The organism is Marinobacterium weihaiense (assembly GCF_019061305.1).
In the GTDB taxonomy this organism is placed as follows: Bacteria; Pseudomonadota; Gammaproteobacteria; order Pseudomonadales; family Balneatricaceae; genus Marinobacterium; species Marinobacterium weihaiense.
This window is the reverse complement of record NZ_JAHQZT010000040.1, coordinates 1-15,231: the sequence shown is the minus strand read 5'-3', so window position 1 is coordinate 15,231 and position 15,231 is coordinate 1. Positions and strand designations below refer to the sequence as shown.

The following is a 15,231-nucleotide window of genomic DNA, read 5'->3' as shown; positions in this document are numbered from 1 at the left end:
AAAGCATTGTTCAAAATAGCTTTAGAAAAAAGAGATTTTGAAATAACTCAACTGGTTCAGAGAAATAACTTCTTCATGATTTTTCAAGGTGTTCTCTTTGCTGGTGTCATGCAGTCAAGCCATACTAAACCAGTAGTTACACTGCTTGTCTGTATAGCTGGCTTGCTAATTTCTCTTTTCCAAGTTGGGATGGCAAGTGGTGCAAAATTTTGGCAAGAGTATTGGGAAGAGGCACTAAAAAAGATAGAGGGTAGGTTGTTGTTACATATTCATCGTACCGACGATTCCCGTCGTGAGATCTGGAGTTTATTTCATGACAGAACTGCTATCTATGATGAGATTGTAAACAGGCGTCTGCATTCTCATAATAAAAGCTTTATGTCGATTACGTCTTGGCTGGTAGCTAAAAGGTTTTCTGTAAGTCGAATTCCGATTTATGTCGGTCTATCATTGTCAATTATATGGGCTGTAATGGTGTTTATAGCTGTTGATATCGACTTTACAGGTATAAACGTACAAGTTAAAGGCTTCAATTAATCGTCATTTAACAAGTGCCTAAACCAAAGGACGCAAAACAGCAGGCTTGCGCTCCTTCGTCGCTAATTTTAGCCTGCTATTTCGCGCCGGTTAGGCAAGCGTTAGGGCTTTCGAATTCTGCAAGCATTGACTTGTTACGAGCAGATTAATGAAAAAAAACAAACTAGTCGATCCACTGAAAGAACATCGTGAGATGATGGAGGCCTTAGGAGATCCGCTGAAAGAGCATCGCGAGATGTTGGCGGCTTTGGGTGATCCACTGAAAGAACATCGTGAAATGATGGCAGCCTTGGGTGATCCGTTGAAGGAACACCGTGAGATGATGGAGGCCATAGGAGATCCGCTGAAAGAGCATCGCGAGATGTTAGCGGCTTTGGGTGATCCACTGAAAGAACATCGCGAAATGATGGCAGCCCTTGGAGATCCGTTGAGGGAACACCGTGAGATGATGGAGGCCTTAGGAGATCCGCTGAAAGAGCATCGCGAGATGTTGGCGGCTTTGGGCGATCCGCTGAAACAACATCGCGAAATGATGGCGGCCATGGCCGATCCACTCATAGAATTTCGGGAATCGATCGCTGCTATCCAAAACCCGTTCAAAGATCTTTCAACTGCTATCGCAAGTAATGACTCGCTAAGGCTTCTAAAGGATATTGCGCTTGATATTGGTCACAATCTATCATTTGAGCCAGATGGGTGGATTTCATTTGAATCGAAAAGGGTAGCGATTTCGGAGCTGCAAAGTCTTTCTTACCAAGTCATTCATGACTCTTCGGTAGAACCATCAGGCTCTTTAGAGGATTCTTTGAACAACCTGATCGACGAAATCAGGGCGCAGAAAGACCCGGCGATTCAAAAACTATTGATGTGGTTCATATGCCCATTGATCATTGCCGTTATTGTGTCCTTTCTAAATCCTGTCGTGGATTATCACGTCAAATCTTACCTAAAGGAAGATAAGCGCTCTCTTTCAAAAAAGATCGAGTCAAAGGTAGCGGCATCTGTTGATGATAGTGTCCTAACTGACTTTCGGTATGTTTCAGCTGATGTCCTCAATGTCAGATATTCAGCATCTAAAAAAGCGGAAACCGTCGGTTATTTACATTTCGGTTATGCAGTGATTGTTATTAACCGCGAAAAAAGCTGGACTCTAGTTGAATGGAATGATCCAAATTCTGAAATTCAAATCAAAGGGTGGGTATTTTCAAGGTACCTCGCCAAATTCAAGTAAGGCCCTAACAAAATGCTGCTGCCGGACAATGTAGTTCCCCCGGTTTAGTGGATACCTCGATCTAATTCAGGCGAGGTGAATAATGCCAGCGTACAAGAACCAGAAGAAGACACGGCAGTACACGAATGAGTTCAAGGCCAAAGCTGTTAAGCTGACCCATCTGAGTGGGGCAAGCGTGAAGGGCGTTGCGGAAGCGCTGGATATCCATCCCTTCATGTTGTCCCGCTGGCGCAAGGAGTACCGGGAAGGCAAGATCGTGGCTGATAAACGTAAAATGGTGTCTAAGAAGCCAAAGGCTTTGAGTGAGAACGAGCAGATACGAAAACTTGAGAAACAAGTTGCTGACTTGAAGGAGGAAAATGACCTGCTAAAAAAGTGGCAACGTTTTCTCGCGGAGGAACGGAAGAAAGGTTCCGGTTCGTAGCTGAACATCGCGAGCAGTTCGGTGTGCGCCGCTTGTGCAGGTTCCTGAAAGTATCAGCCAGTGGCTTCTATGCCTGGTTGAAACGCAAAGTGAGCCGGCGTCAGCAAAGCGATGCTTTGCTGACCGAACGCATCATTCGGATTTTTGAGGCAAGTCGAGAAACGTACGGCAGTCCAAGAGTACATCAGGCCCTGAAGCGACAAGGAGTCCATGTGGGTAAAAAACGAGTCGAACGGTTGATGAGAGAAGCGGGCTTGAAGGCCCGTGTCAGCCGCGTTTACCGCAAGCTTGCCGGGTTACACCGTTTCTACCAGCGTGCGCCGAACTTGCAGATCTGCCGAAACCAACAGCACCCAACCAGCATTGGTCCGCTGACCTCACCTATATCCGTGTTGGTAAACGGTGGCTGTATCTGGCTGCGGTAATCGACCTATATTCCCGTCGTATTGTGGGTTGGTGTTTGGGTAAGCAGAAGACGGTATCACTGCGAAGGCCTCATTACAGATGGCGCTGCGTAACCGACGACCTGATCCTGGTCTGATTTTTCATACGGATCGTGGGGTTGAATACCGTGCCCACGAGATCCAGTCGCTTCTAAAGCGACATGGCATTCTAGCTAGTGCCAACCGTCCAGGCATGTGTACAGACAATGCGGAAATGGAGTCCTTCTTTCATACCTTAAAAGGTGAGCTGATAAAGGAAAATGTCTTTTATGGCGAAATGCATCTGAGAGATAAGCTGGTCGGATACATCCAGCACTTTTATAATCGAGTTCGACTGCACTCAAGCTTAAATTACCTGAGCCCAGTGGAATATGAAGCAATGACGGCATGAGCAGCGTAGGTATCCGATTTATCGGGAGAAGATCATCAATTTTCGCTGCGCTTCAATTGCCCGCTGAGTTGGGCGTTATATTCACAAGGAGTCTTGAATTGGCAATAGATGTTGCGTTTAGTATTGAGGCAAATGATTACATAGACCCTGACCGGGCATATGACCTTTATTGGTCTGGGATCATTACTGACAAGAAGAAGTTTATTTGTCCGGGAACAGATTGCACGGCGCAAGTAACATGCGCAAACCTAGATGAAGACCTTCAAGATATGAAGGTCGTTCCGCATTACCGCATCTATGGGAAGCATTCTGAGAGCTGCGAAGTATTCAATGATAAGCCTCTCAATTTGAAGTACGAAGATGGTACATCTATAAAAGAAGAAAAACGCACGGTAGATGAATCCATTGTAGACGTATTTCTTCTGGAACGACCAGATTCCTACTATGATGAGGCTAGAACTGATGCAAGCAATAATAGTCAGGCTTTTAAAAAGCCAGGTTTTGTCCGTAGATCTAAAGATACAAGATTAAGGGAAGCAGGAAGCATCGGAAACATATACTCCGTCCGATCTGTTGTTGGTAGATATATCCGATATAGAAATGATGGTTCCATTGACCAGCGGAGGGTCAATATCCTTGGCAAGGACATATATTACCGAAGTATATTTAAATGCATATGGGAGCAGGACTTAGACGATCTTCCAAACTACCCAGTAATCTACTATGGTTGGGCCTTTGTGAATAGGCTTCCTTCCGATGCTGGATATCAAATTAAATTTAAGAAAAAATTTAAAAAAGGCGATGACGAATACACTAGCACTATAATGATCGCCGATCGCCTGATAGAAAGCTATAAAATCAAGAAATTAGTTGCAACAAGACTTGAGAAGATAAAATCTCAGGAAAAACCAACTGCATTCGTTTTCGTTTATGGCGAGCCAAAGGGAAATATATCAAAAGCTGGAAATAAGTATGCTAATTTCTCAATAACCAATCTGGATATGATAGATATAAATTATGACTGTCCATTACCGAAAGAATATAACAAGGCATGTTCATAGCGTTCAGTACTTTCGGTGATGACTTGTGTAACCGGTTGTAGCTTGAGCAGTTGCACGACTTTTTAATCATGAGTTAATAATAATTATTGCTTTTTTGAAATATTCATTTTTTACGGTGTTGCTTCATGTCTAAGCCTTATGTTGTCTTACCTGGTGTAGTGCGGTTTTCGAAATTAATGCTTAAAGTTATTGTGCTAGCCGTACTCGTTATATATTCACTCAAAAACCTTATTGGTAGCTACATGGATAATCTCTATTATTCTGTAGAAAGCACACAAGCATCTCCAGATGGCAGTTTTTTTGTTACCCAATTAAGCTCTCTGCGGGAAAGCGGCCATGCTCCCTATGGTCATCTGCTGGTGCTATCCAAATCCGGGCCTGTCAAGACGCCTGATGAAGGCCATGTTGTTTTTGCCGGATACTGCACATTGCATGATTTATCGTACTCATGGGTAAACAATCAACACCTTCTCGTACAGTGTGCATCTACTAAGCAAGCGCCGGTGGCATCCCTGGCGATAAAATCTCATGGTATTGAAATCACTCTTGATCAGTCCAAAACTCAGCCCAACGCGATGTCAGACACATAGGGATGGCCGTACTCGCGTTGGTCACTGATATGCTCAGCATTCTGAGTACTGGGGCTGTTGCAGCGAGATCCATCATTCAATAAGTGCAGCCAACAATAGAGTACCTGGTTGTACTGACTCAAGTGCATCGGGGCTGGAACGTGCCTCGGCAACCGGTGTACGCATCGTACGTGCGTGGCGGTCATGTATCGATCACCCGGTCGCCAGGGTTTACCGCCCGATCAAGATCAATTTTCCGGTTGCGGGATCTCGATAGACCTGCCCGACGGCTTCCATGCCTGTGCCTTGTTGCTCCATGCCTTCAGGCAACTGGGGCAGTTCACGTCCCTGAGTGATCACTTCGGTGGGGGGCTTGAAGTGCTGCTGCAGGTCGCCGCTGTGGGCGACCAGGGCGGCGATGAGGCCGCAGGCGAATACCAGCATCAGATCCAGCAGGTTGGCGAGGGGGCCCAGGGGTTCAGCGTCTTCCTGATCGAAGCGGCTGCGGCGCCAGTGGCTCATGGCGTGATCTCCACCTGGGGCTGAGCGGGCTCCATGCGTGCAATCAGCTGGTCATACCAGCGGCGGCGCAGGCGGCCCAGCACAAAGCCGATGATGCCGGTGAGCAGGCCGATGACGGTCGTGTCAAAGGCGACGGTCATGGCAGTGGTCAGGATTGACAGTTCGCCATCACCCAGTGCAGAGAGGCCGGGGCCGAGCGGGATGAGAGTCCCCATCAGGCCCAGCATGGGGGCGATGCGGGTAATGAAGTCGGCACGATCAATACGACACATGCCCTGGTGTTGCGCGGCATTCAGGTTGCCACTGCGCTCGAGGCGGCGCAGGCCGCCGCCGCACTCGCCCAGTGCTAGGCCGACCTCCCAGACGGCCAGTGCCAGCAGAAACAGCAATCCCCAGATCACCGGCTGCAACAGCAGGCCGGTGATCTGATGCATCAGTTCCGTTGAATATGATGACACCATCAGTGTTTGCCTCCAAAACGTCCCTTCAGGGCACCGGCAGCCAGCAGCAACAGCATCAATGCGGCGGCCAGCATCCACGGGCGGCTTAAGTCACTAGTGTGATGCTCGCGCGTGTCGGCATCGGCCTGCTCGGATGTTATCGAGTCTTCCGGCGGTTGTGCCGGTGTTACCTGTTGTGCCGGGCTGATCTCCTGGATCCGTGTGACGGCCGGTGTTGTTGATGCCGGTGTCGGCTGGCGGGCTGCGTCCAGAATCTGTTGCAGGGCCTTGGCCTGATCAGCTGTGATGCGAGCATTGACGAAAGCGTATACCGGGTGCGCGGGATGGGTGTGACCGCTGCCTGGCAGGCCATGCCGAATGATGTTGTCGGCAAAGTCTTGCGACAGCTGCTCAAGGGTGGAAGCGTCGGTCTCCCAGAATCCTTTCTGCGCGGCGACCAGCAGGATGGCCATCATGTTGCTGCGTACCTGCTGGTTATGGCCCTGTTGCAGGAACTCGTCCAGCCCCAGTTGCAGCCGGTCGTCCAGATACACGGCTTTCACCTCATCCCACATCCAGCTCTGAATCAGCTGCGGGCTGGTGGCTTGCCAACCCCAGAGGTACTCCATGAATTCGCTGCCCATGGTGCGTGCACCGGCATACCCCTCGGCCATCAGAGGCTTTAGCCACTGTGGGTTGAGGTAGCGGCTGCGCAGCTCCTGTCCCAGTGCCTGTGCCAATGGCGTGAGCTTGGCCTGTTCACGGCGGGAGTGGTCGATGGCGAAGCTTTCTGGTGCGGTTCCCGTGACGGTTTCCACGGCCAGATTGAGGCCGCCGAGGTAGTCGAAGGCGTCGTTGTTGTCGATCAGGCCATAGAGATGACTGGCGCGCCCCAGATAGGTGTGCCGGATCTGACCCAACTGGCGGTTAAAGGCATCATGGGCACTGGTGCCATGCACGCCGCTGCCGTAGGCATGGCCCATGCGCCTGATATAGGCCTGTCCCAGTTGGGTGCGGTCCTGCCAGCTGCCAGAGCGTTCCACCAGGCGGTTGATGCCCGCGCCGTAGCTGCCGGGTGCGGTGCCAAAGATGCGCAGGCTGGCCTGACGCCCCAAGGCGTCGCTGTCGTCCAAGGCTGGGTTGGCCTGCAGCAGGCGGCGGGTCTCGGTAACCCAGTTGGCCGCCACGGTATTGGCACTCAGCGGTTCATCACGGGTGCTGACGGCATGTTCCAGAGGTGCCAGTGCCCGCTGCAGAGCCGGTTGCAGGGCAGGGTAGTCGCGCGCAATAACATCGCGGCTGGCGGCCAGTGCCATCAGGCCGGCCTGATCCAGCAGTTCCAGCTGACCGGCATAGAGGTCGCGGAACAGGCCTGACGTGGTGAAGACCACATCGCGGCGCTGGGAGCGCCGCGCATCCAGTGGCAGCAGTTCCAGCCCGTTGATGATGCCACGGCTGTTCCAGATCGGGCGCACGCCTAGCAGGTCAAGGCCGAAGGCGATCATGCTGCCTTCATCGCGTACGGCATCGGAGGCCCAGAGAATGACCGCTTCCTTGCCTTCGGGCTCGGGTGTTTCGGTACGGGCCTTGTCGGCCAGTTCCGCACCCAGCGCGAAACCGAGACGGGTGGGCAGCAGGCTGCCATCCAGGGCGAAGAAATTGCGGCCGGTAGGCAGGGCCTCGGGGGTACGGATGGGGTCGTTGCCCTTGCCCGGTGCGATATAGCCACCCTCAAGGGCATTGATCAGGGCCGACATCTCGGCCTCGGGCGAGGCGGTCAGGGCGTTGCGCCAATGCGCCGGTACCGGCTTGCCATCGGCCATTGAGGTTAGCAGGGTGTCGATCTGCTCGGCCTGCCAGGGCTTGCCGAAGGTGTGCAGACCCAGTGGCATGAAGGTTTCCTGCAGGTGCGTGAGGTAGTGCCCGGTCTCGTGCAGCAGCAGCTCGTCGTCAATTTGCTCGAAACCGATGCCGCGCACCTTGAGCTCTTCATCCATGCTGGCGGCCAATTCGTCCCTCAGGTTGAGCTGGTCGATCTGTGTTCGCAGCTGCTGCACCGCACGATGGCGGGTATCGGGGTCGGCGGCGGCCTCGGCGCTTTCGATCAGCTGACGCAGACTGAGTAGATCGTCATAGAGTTCGGTGGTGGCCAGCGGCGGGGTAAGGTGATCAATCATCACCGCGCGTCCACGGCGTTTGGCCTGAATGCCTTCGCCCACGCCGTCAACGATGTAGGGGTAGATGCCGGGCAGGTCACCGGCGATCAGTGCGGGGTAGTCCTCCGCCGTCAGGCCGGTGGCGCGCCCCGGCAGAAACTCGTAGGTGGAGTGACGGCCCACATGCACCAGCGCATCGGCCTGAAAGCGGTCACGCAGCCAATGGTAGTAGGCCAAGTACTGGTGCGGTGGCGGGAAAGACATGTTGGCGTGCAGCAGTTCTTCGTTCAGCTCCCAGCCACGGGGTGGCTGCGGCCCCAGGAAAACGTTACCGAACTGCACGCCCGGCACCAGCAGTTGGTCTTGCCAGACCATGGTACGCCCCGGTGCTTCGCCCCAACCGCGCAGCCCCTCGATACCCATGTCGATGATGGCCTGATTGACGTCACCGGCCTGTTGCCAGAGTTGCTGCCGTGCTGCTATCGCCAGCGTGGGGTCGCTCAGCCGCAGGTAGGCGGACTCCAGCTGGTCAAGCAGATCCAGCCCTCGGACGCGGCCGGGGTGGCGGGTACCATCAAGGATATGGCGCAGATCTTCCAGCACCCGGGCGCTACGTGCAGCGGCTACAGGGGCAAGATCAGACGCCAGCGGGGGAGCCTCGGGTGACAGTAGCGGGCGCAGCTGGTGGTGCAGGTACGCCAGAGGACCGAACCGCATCTCCTGCTGGATGCCGTCGGGCAGCGTAGTAAACCACTGACGGTAATCGTCCGCGCTGACCGAGTTGACCAGGCCGGCCATGGCGGCCAGCGCACTGCGGTCTTCCGGCAGGTTGACGCCGCGAGTCTGCAACTGGTCCAGCAGGGCCTCCGGGCTATCCGGCAGGGGGCCGGTGGTGTAGCCCGCCGCCTTGAGTGCCTGCAGCATCTGCAAGAGTGAACGGGGCACGTTGAGATTGTCGGCGCCGATGTTATGGCGTCCCGGCGGGTGGTTGTAATAAATGATCGCCACCCGCTTGTCGGCATTGGGTGTGGTGTGCAGGGCAAAGCCGTTGCGGATGCGGTTGACCAGGTGTTCGATCTCGCTATCCAGCGGCTGCAGGCGGCTCAGGGTCACGCCGGTCTGAGGGTCGCGGGTATGCGTGGCGGCCACGGCCAGTACATGCGGCTGGCCGGTGCCCTGCAGCTCCGGCATCGCCAGGCGGTAATGCACCGAGTCGGTCGGTAGCCCGGTGGCCGACAGGCGAAAGCGGGGCAGGTCCAGCTCGGCAATGCGCAGCCCCTTGTAGACCGGTACATTGAGCTGTTTGAACAGGTGGATGACCGCTTCGCGATGCTCGCCGCCGCCGATCACGAAATCCTGCAGGGCCAGAATCGCCCAAGGGGCGGTCTTCGGCGCCACCTGGCCGATGTGTTCCACCGCCAGACGGCTGCCATCGCCCCAGGCGGCCGCGACGGACAGGCAGCGTATGCCCTGGGCCTGATCGCAGATGGCCGCATGCAATGCCCGGTTTTGCGGGTGGTCGCCCTGGTTACCGTCCAGCAGGAACAGGGTGGGCAGGTCCGGTAGGGCCGCAAGTGCATCCGCCGTGAGGCGTTGTCCATTTTCACTGATGCGCACCGGGGCACTGGGCTGAGCCGCCGGTGCGGGTGTGTTCAGCAGCAGTGCTTGCCAAAGCCGCTGCAGGTTGTCGTGATCGCGGAACTGCCAGTAGGCACGGTTGGCCAGCCAGGTCTTGAACTGCGGGAAGGCCTGTTGCTGGGCCTGCAGCCAGGGCGCAAACGGCTGGTCCGCCGGTGGACGGGCAAAGAGGTTGGCCCGTTGCGCATCGCTGAGTGCCGGCATCTGTCCGCCATCGGCATCACGGTGCAGTGCCTGCAAGCGGCGGTCACTGTGAAAAATACTGCGCTTCTGGTCTGCGGGCAGGGGAAGGGCCAGCAGCCGCTCCACGGATGGCCCGAACACCCCGCCGATCAGGATTTGCTGGGCAGGTTGCAGCAGGGCGAGCAGTTCGGCATCGGTCATCTGTTCCAGTTGGCGACTGGTGCGGATCTGAATGTCAAAGCCGGGGTGGGTGGTCAGGAATTGGTGTGTCGCACCGGCCAGCAGCGGCGCGGTGCGCTCCGATACCAGCGCCAGCGCATATGGCGGCTGCAACTCGGACTTGGCCCAAGCCAGTTGGCTGATGATCAGCAATAAGATGAACAGAATGACCTGGTGGATTCGACCAGGCACGGACACAGACGGATCGGAACCGTCCGGATAGACAGAAGCAGATTGGTTGCGCATGCAGACTCCAAACATCCACACGCACCGGCAAGTGACAGACGCTAACGCCTGCACAAAACAGGATTCGGACTACAGGGCGTATCCCTTGCGGCTACATCCATGTAAACGTCATGCTGTTTCAGGAACACCCCGCCTGATGCGCATTCACGATACCTTCAGAGCATCCATTGATGACGCTGACTGTATCACCCATTGCAGGCCGGTCTCCGGGCTTGGTGTGGTCGTTGCCGACACTCCACCGCCTTCCCGTGCCTTGCACAGTGGCTGATGGTGGATACAACACCTTACCGTTGCGGGGGCAGCGCAGGATTTTCACCTGACTTCCCGATTATCCCGACGCGCCAAAGCGGCCGGACACCTGCAAATCGAGGCGGCAGGGTACAGAGCTGTGCCCCTGGATGCAATAACCTGAGTGATACCCCTCAACCACCGGTCTGGCGGTAGCAGGCCTGAAACTGTCCGGGGGTGAGCGCGGTGCGCTGACGAAAGTGGCGCTGAAAATGGGCCTGATCGGCAAAGCCCAGTTGCAGGGCGATATCTCCCAGCGACGCGTGCGGCTGTTTGAGCAGCTGGCGCGCCCGGCGGATACGCTGGTCCAGCTGCCAGGCGTGAGGCGGCAAGCCGTAATGCTTGCGAAACAGGCGGATCAGCTGATAGCGGCTCAGGTCACTGACGCGGGCCAGCTCATCCAGGCTGAGGTTGTCGTCCAGTCGGTCCATGATGCGTTCTGTGGCCCGTTGCAGCTCAGGCAGACACTGATGGTGCTGAGCTGCTGCCAGAGTCTGGCCCTCGAACAGCGGACAGATATATTCGATCAGCTCGGTTTCAGCGGCCAAGGCGGCGTCAGATGATGTCAGCCGTTGGTACAGACGATCAAAACGGCGGTAAAAGTGGCGATCCTGCTGAAAGTCGGCCGCAAAGGGACGGTAATCGCTGCCATCCGCCAGCATGCATTCCTGTTGCAGCTGTCCCAGCCAGCGGGTATCGATAAACAGCATGCGATAGGACCAAACGCCCTGGTCCGGGTTGCAGGCATGAATGTCGCCCGGGTTGATGGTCACCAGCATGCCGGCGTGGGTCTGATGGTGGCGTGACCCGTTGCGGTAACGGGCGCGGCCGGCATCGATGACACCCAACGAAAATTCATCATGGGCATGGGCCTGATAGCAGGCGGACGAGCGGTCGGCACGGCGCATTTCGACCCAGGGCAACGCAGGGCTGGGCCCCAGCTGATTGGTTGGCCGCTGTGCTGCTTGCCCGGATGAATGTATGCCTGTCTGCGGGGGCCGTACCTTGTCCATGACTCATGTTCTCCAGTGATCTGCCAGCATCAGTATAACGGTGCCGGCCAATAATGCCCCCAGAGTGCGATTGAATACCCGTTGTCGCGCCGGGTTACCGAGCAGGGTGCGCAGCATCTGCCCGGAGATGGCCCAAACCGCGACGCCCAGCAGGCACATGCAAAAGGATACTGCACTGAAGATCAGCAGCCACAGCAGCTGTTCGGGCTGGCTGCTGACAAACAGCGCGACCCCTGAGGTCGCCACCAGCCAGGCCTTGGGGTTGAGCAACTGTGCCAGCGCGCCTTCCAGGAGCCGAGGCGGTTGCGTCAGACCTGCGTCGGCCGAGGCGGACGGTGCCAAGGTGGCGATGCGATAAGCCATATACAGCAGGAAGCCGCCGCCCAGGTAGTGCAGCACGTTGAGCATGGCAGGCAATTGCTGGCCAAGCCCGAAGACCCCCGCGCCTGACAGCAGCACGACCAGCGTGTAGCCCAGGGTGGCCCCCAGCACATGAGGGCTGGTTTTCACCGCGCCATAGGTGGCACCGGAACTGGTGGCGATAATGTTGACCGGGCCGGGGGTGACCGCCCCGACAAAGGCGAATGCCGCCATGGAAAGGATCATACTGAGCATGTTCAACCTCCGCTCTTGGTGTCGAAGGCAGCTTAGCGGTGTCCGGTGAGCGAGTATTGAACGAAATTGCGCGTGTGAACCCTGTGAACGGGGCGGTCGGCTCATGCCTCCGCAACCCGAGCGGGCGCGGAGGCGTGTGGTCACGAAGGCTTGGCCGGTTTGGCCAGGAAGGTGGAGGCCTTTTCCGTGCGGATCGAGCCGCTCTCGAACTGGAAGCTGATCTCCGAACGGGGACTGTCCAGGCCCGACGCGCAGACGCGGTAAGGCAGCCAGGTCGAGCCGTGCTCGGCCATGTTCAACTCGTCGGGGCCATGCAGGATGTAGTCGCGGTTGCCGCGGACGGACACTTTAACCGGCGCGCTATCCTCGCGAAAACTCTCCACCTTCACGCGGTAAGTGTTGCAGAAGGTGTCTTCGTCCAGCTGGATGAACAGGGCATTGCGGTCGCGGCGGATCTCCACCAGCAACTCGGTGGTGGCACTGAAACCATAGAGCACGGCGCCACAGGCGAGCAGGATGGCCGTACCGTAGCCCAGCAGCCGCGGGCGCATGAAGCGAGTGGGCTGCTTGGCCAACTGGTGCTCGGAGGCAAAGCGGATCAGGCCTCGTGGCCTGTCCAGACGCTCCATCACGGTGTCGCAGGCGTCGATGCAGGCGCCGCAATCGATGCACGCCGCCTGCAGCCCGTCACGGATGTCGATACCGGTGGGGCACACCTGCACACACACACCGCAATCCACACAATCACCGACGCTGCCGTCCTGTTGCCGCTTGTGGGCACGGGGTTCGCCGCGCTGCGTGTCGTAACTGACGGTGCGGGTATCCGCGTCGAACATGACACTTTGAAAACGTGAATAGGGGCAGGCATGCAGGCAGATTTTTTCTCGCACCAGGCCGGCATTGGCATAGGTCAGGCCCGCCATGATCAACAGCCATCCCCAAAGCGCCGGTGACATCTGCAGTGTCAGCAGGCTATTCATGATCTCGCGTACGGGGATGAAATAGCCGGTAAAGGTGATGGCCGTAGCCAGTGCCAGCAACGCCCACAGCAGGTGCTTGGCGCTGCGGCGCAGCAGCAATGCCGTGCTCAGTCCTGTCCGGTCATGTTTGGCGCGCTGGCGGGCGCGTCCTTCGGTCAGGTCTTCGATACGGATGAACAGCCAGGTCCAGATGCTCTGGGGGCAGGCAAAGCCGCACCACACCCGTCCCCAGGCAACGGCCATGAAAAACAGCAGGCAGGCACCGGCGATCATCACCCCGGCCAGCAGTGGCAGATCGTGCCAGGACAGCGCGGTGCCGAACAGCAGAATGCGACGCTGTTCGAACGAGAACAGCAGCCAGGGGGTGCCATCGACCTGGACCCAAACCAGGCCGAAGAACAGCGCAATCAGCGGCCAGGTGGTCAGGCGGCGCAGGTTCTGGAAGCGGCCCTCGGTCAGCCGCACATGAAATTTGCCATTGGCCGATCGGCCACCAGGCGTGCTGGCAGGCGCATGTACCTGCACAACCGGTATCTTTTCCATGGTCACTATCCACTCGTCAAGTTCAGCAGCAGGTTACGCTTGTAATCTGTATCGGTGCAGGTATAAAAAATATAATTTCAATAGGGACAGATGGGGCCGTTGTGAGTTATCGATATCAGGATCTGGAGCGTTGGCTGTTGCAGGGCATCGAGCAACAGCGCTGGCAACCGGGCGAACGGCTGCCGTCCATCCGTGAACTCTGTCGGCAGAAACAGCTGTCCAAGGCGACCGTCATGCATGCCCTGCAACGGCTGGAGGCCCTGGGGCTGATCGCGGTACGGCCGAAATCCGGTTACTTTGTGCTGCCGCCTCCGGCACCTGTCGAAGCCGCCGCAACACCACCGGCCATCAGACCGCCCCGCCCGGTCACGGTCAGTGACGTGCTGCTGGATATCATGCAACGCAGCGCGGCGTTTGATCTGCTGCCCATGCCGGATACGGATGAGCGGCCGCGTGCGCTGGTGACACTCAACCGGTGTATCGGGCGTGCCCTGCGGCGCCAGAAGGGCAGTGACCATCAGTACTATGATGAGCCGGCCGGGTCGCTGGCGCTGCGTGAACAGTTGGTCGTGCATGCACTCAAGCGGGGCTGGCACGCCGCTCCAGAGCGGCTGTGCATCACCTCCGGCTGTCAGCATGCCCTGTTTCTGGCCTTGATGGCCTGCTGTCAGCCGGGCGATGTGGTGGCGGTGGAGTCGCCCGGTTTCTATGGCGTACTGCAGCTGCTGCAGCAACTTGGCCTAAAGGGGGTCGAGGTGCCTGCCGCAGGACAGGGCATGGATATGGATGCACTGGACGCCGTGCTGCAGCGCTGGCCGGTGAAGGCCTGTATCGTCTCGCCGGCCTTTGCCACCCCGGGGGGCGCATTGATGCCGATCGAGGCCAGAAAGCGCTTGATGGCGTTGGCCGATCGACATGATCTGGCACTGATCGAAGATGATATCTACGCCGATACCGCCTTCATGGAGATACCCGATCCGCTGAAGGCACTGGATACCGAGAACCGGGTGATTCTGTGCAGTTCCTTTTCCAAATCATTGTCACGGGATCTGCGCCTGGGCTGGGTGTCGGGCGCCCGTTGGCATGACCGCATCCTGCAACTGAAGCTGGTGACGCAACTGGCCAGCAGCCGGTATCTGCAGCAGGGCGTGGCCGACTTCATGGCTGATGGCAGCTATGCCGGTCATTTGCGGTCACAGCGTACCCGTTTGCGTCAGCAGCGCGACCAGTTGCTGCAGGTGCTCAATGCCTGGCCGGTAGAGTGTCAGATCAGTCGTCCGGAAGGGGGATTGGCTGTATGGCTGGAGCTGCCGCTGCAAATCGATACGCTGGCGCTGTATCACCGCGCGCGTGAGCAGGGCGTCATCATCACGCCGGGGCCGCTGTTTTCCATGACTGGACAGTACCGGCATTGTTTGCGGATGAGTTTTGCCCATCCCTGGAACGAGCGGAGACTTCAGGCATTGCAACAGCTGGGTGTGCTGCTGGCACCCTGATCAAGGCAGGAAAAAAGCCGGCCTCTTGCGAGGCCGGAAAATCTGAAGGAACAGGTGTTAATGAAAGCGTTGCGTTAGAAAGCGTATTTCACCGACAGCGACAGGTTGTCACGGTCGGACAGGCTGAGCTGTTCGTACGGTTTGTCGTCCTCGTCGGCATCACCCAGGTAGGTCAGGTAATTCACGCCCACTTGCAGGCCGGTGCGATGAGTGAAATCCGCGCCGATGCTGAAGCG

12 protein-coding genes, 1 pseudogene and 1 riboswitch are annotated in these 15,231 nt (G+C 57.0%); of the genes and pseudogenes, 6 read left to right on the top strand and 7 right to left on the bottom strand.

What is annotated here, in order from left to right:
• From KTN04_RS16005 to KTN04_RS15985, 5 genes and pseudogenes are all read left to right on the top strand, one after another.
• Positions 1-537, top strand: a 537-nt coding sequence (locus KTN04_RS16005) for a RipA family octameric membrane protein (RefSeq protein WP_217336235.1), incomplete at its 5' end; no start/stop codon positions are given.
• A gap of 148 nt (positions 538-685) precedes the next feature.
• Complete coding sequence (locus tag KTN04_RS16000) at positions 686-1,768, top strand: SH3 domain-containing protein (RefSeq protein ID WP_217336234.1); 1,083 nt, start codon at positions 686-688, stop codon at positions 1,766-1,768.
• Positions 1,769-1,850: 82 nt separating this feature from the next.
• Positions 1,851-3,026 (top strand): annotated as a pseudogene (locus KTN04_RS15995) (IS3 family transposase).
• Positions 3,023-4,087 carry a hypothetical protein gene (locus KTN04_RS15990; protein ID WP_217336233.1) on the top strand — a complete coding sequence of 355 codons (1,065 nt, stop codon included), beginning with the start codon at positions 3,023-3,025 and terminating at the stop codon, positions 4,085-4,087. The pseudogene KTN04_RS15995 and the gene KTN04_RS15990 overlap by 4 nt, the downstream one beginning before the upstream one ends.
• A gap of 125 nt (positions 4,088-4,212) precedes the next feature.
• Positions 4,213-4,677, top strand: coding sequence for a hypothetical protein (locus KTN04_RS15985; protein ID WP_217336232.1), 465 nt, complete (start codon positions 4,213-4,215; stop codon positions 4,675-4,677).
• 210 nt (positions 4,678-4,887) lie between these two features.
• Here KTN04_RS15985 and KTN04_RS15980 read toward each other — a convergent pair whose 3' ends face one another.
• The 6 genes from KTN04_RS15980 to ccoG all read right to left on the bottom strand — a co-directional run bounded on the left by KTN04_RS15980 (position 4,888) and on the right by ccoG (position 13,499).
• On the bottom strand, positions 4,888-5,178 hold the full coding sequence (locus KTN04_RS15980; RefSeq protein WP_217336231.1) for a DUF2149 domain-containing protein: 291 nt from the start codon (positions 5,176-5,178) through the stop codon (positions 4,888-4,890).
• Complete coding sequence (locus KTN04_RS15975; protein ID WP_217336230.1) at positions 5,175-5,639, bottom strand: MotA/TolQ/ExbB proton channel family protein; 465 nt, start codon at positions 5,637-5,639, stop codon at positions 5,175-5,177. The genes KTN04_RS15980 and KTN04_RS15975 overlap by 4 nt, the downstream gene beginning before the upstream one ends.
• Positions 5,639-10,060, bottom strand: coding sequence for a cobaltochelatase subunit CobN (locus tag KTN04_RS15970; protein WP_217336229.1), 4,422 nt, complete (start codon positions 10,058-10,060; stop codon positions 5,639-5,641). The genes KTN04_RS15975 and KTN04_RS15970 overlap by 1 nt, the downstream gene beginning before the upstream one ends.
• 180 nt (positions 10,061-10,240) lie before the next feature.
• Positions 10,241-10,437: riboswitch (cobalamin riboswitch) on the bottom strand.
• A 45-nt stretch (positions 10,438-10,482) separates the two neighbouring features.
• Complete coding sequence (locus tag KTN04_RS15965) at positions 10,483-11,361, bottom strand: AraC family transcriptional regulator (protein WP_217336228.1); 879 nt, start codon at positions 11,359-11,361, stop codon at positions 10,483-10,485.
• Between the two features lie 3 nt (positions 11,362-11,364).
• Positions 11,365-11,976, bottom strand: a complete 612-nt coding sequence (locus tag KTN04_RS15960) for a LysE family translocator (protein ID WP_217336227.1) — start codon at positions 11,974-11,976, stop codon at positions 11,365-11,367.
• A 140-nt stretch (positions 11,977-12,116) separates the two neighbouring features.
• Positions 12,117-13,499 carry a cytochrome c oxidase accessory protein CcoG gene (gene ccoG / locus KTN04_RS15955; RefSeq protein ID WP_217336226.1) on the bottom strand — a complete coding sequence of 461 codons (1,383 nt, stop codon included), beginning with the start codon at positions 13,497-13,499 and terminating at the stop codon, positions 12,117-12,119.
• A 101-nt stretch (positions 13,500-13,600) separates the two neighbouring features.
• Between ccoG and KTN04_RS15950 the strand changes: the two genes are divergently transcribed.
• Entirely contained in the window at positions 13,601-14,995 is a 1,395-nt protein-coding gene (locus KTN04_RS15950) for an aminotransferase-like domain-containing protein (RefSeq protein WP_217336225.1), read from the top strand.
• Between the two features lie 74 nt (positions 14,996-15,069).
• On the opposite strand, the gene KTN04_RS17140 is transcribed toward KTN04_RS15950, so the two are convergent.
• The gene (locus KTN04_RS17140) at positions 15,070-15,222 is read right to left on the bottom strand and encodes a DUF1302 family protein (RefSeq protein ID WP_328515988.1); all 153 of its coding nucleotides are present in this window, start codon (positions 15,220-15,222) and stop codon (positions 15,070-15,072) included.
• Positions 15,223-15,231: the final 9 nt, after the last annotated feature.